Source organism: Pseudomonas sp. RW409 (assembly GCF_003184125.1).
Lineage (GTDB): Bacteria > Pseudomonadota > Gammaproteobacteria > Pseudomonadales > Pseudomonadaceae > Aquipseudomonas > Aquipseudomonas chlororaphis_I.
The window spans coordinates 1-1,122 of sequence record NZ_QHHP01000031.1; the positions used below are offsets into that span (position 1 = coordinate 1).

1 protein-coding gene and 1 pseudogene are annotated in these 1,122 nt (G+C 63.0%); both read right to left on the reverse strand.

The window, feature by feature from the left end:
• Nucleotides 1–47: 47 nt before the first annotated feature.
• Nucleotides 48–680: a TetR family transcriptional regulator gene (locus tag DK261_RS13065; RefSeq protein ID WP_009046724.1), complete on the reverse strand. Its 633-nt coding sequence runs from the start codon at nt 678–680 to the stop codon at nt 48–50.
• Between the two features lie 240 nt (nt 681–920).
• Nucleotides 921–1,122, reverse strand: a pseudogene (locus DK261_RS13070) (hypothetical protein); the annotation flags it as partial.

Sequence of the window (1,122 nt, forward strand, 5' to 3'; positions counted from 1 at the left end):
AGATAAGGGGTGGAGGAGGTGGGGGCGGTTCAGCGAAGCGGCGGGGGTTATTCGGTGCTGCCCAGCCCTTGCCAATGCTTGAGGCCGATAAAGATGAAACGCAGCTGCTGGGTGATCTTCGCCTGGGGCGTGAGGTGTTCGGGCAGGGCTTGCGCGGGCGGGTCGATGATGTCCGGCAAGGTGGCGAACACACTTTTGACGATCAGGTCGGCCATCACCGTCAGGTCGGCGATGTTCAGGTGTTGCAGCTTGGGCATCAGGGTCAGGTCGGCCGCCAGGTCGGAACTGATGTTTTCCCGCAGGCTGGCGATCGCCTGGCGCACCGGCAGCGAACCGCCGTACTGCTCGCGGGCGAGAAACAGGAACTGCGAGCGGTTGGCCGCCACCACGTCGAGGAAGATCCGTACCGAGGCATCGATGATGCCGCCCATGACAAATTCGTTATGGCGCACCAGGCGGATGGTTGCGCGGAAGGTCTGGCCGACTTCGCTGACCAGCTCCAGGCCGAGTTGGTCCATATCGGCGAAATGCCGGTAGAAACCGGTCGGCACGATGCCGGCGGTTTTCGCCACTTCGCGCAGGCTCAGGCTGCCGAATCCACGGCCGCATTCCATCAGGTGGCGGGCAGCGTCCATCAGAGCGTTGCGAGTCTGTTGTTTCTGTTCGGCGCGGGGCAGCATCGGCTGGCTGGTTTTCTGATCAAGAGAGCGGCGCACTCTAGCAAATCAACTTTGCCGGCGTCGAACCCGGTGGGGGCGGTGGGTTGAAGGCGAGGCTTGGATCGGAGTGGTGGGGCGCAGGACTAAAACGGCGCGGCCCAGGAAAAAACAAAGCCCGATCCAGGGACCGGGCTTTTCTGTAGAGGCATCATAGGCTTGACTCACAGCTGGGTTGCGTTAGGCCAAACGGTCGTTGCCGTCTTAAACCAGACCTTTCTCTTCCAGGCGATCACGGCCGCCTTCAGCTACAGCTTGGCCCAGGGGAGTGCGATCGAAGCCGTCTTCAGCCAGGGTCTGACCTTGTGGGGTGCGGTCGCTGCCGTCGGAAGCCAGGGTCTGGCCTTGTGGGGTGCGGTCGCTGCCGTCGGAAGCCAGGGTCTGGCCTTGTGGGGTGCGGTCGCTG

Coding starts and splice junctions, on each gene's coding strand:
- DK261_RS13065 (WP_009046724.1), bottom strand. CDS start 680: ATGCTGCCCCGCGCCGAACAGAAACAACAGACTCGCAACGCTCTGATG.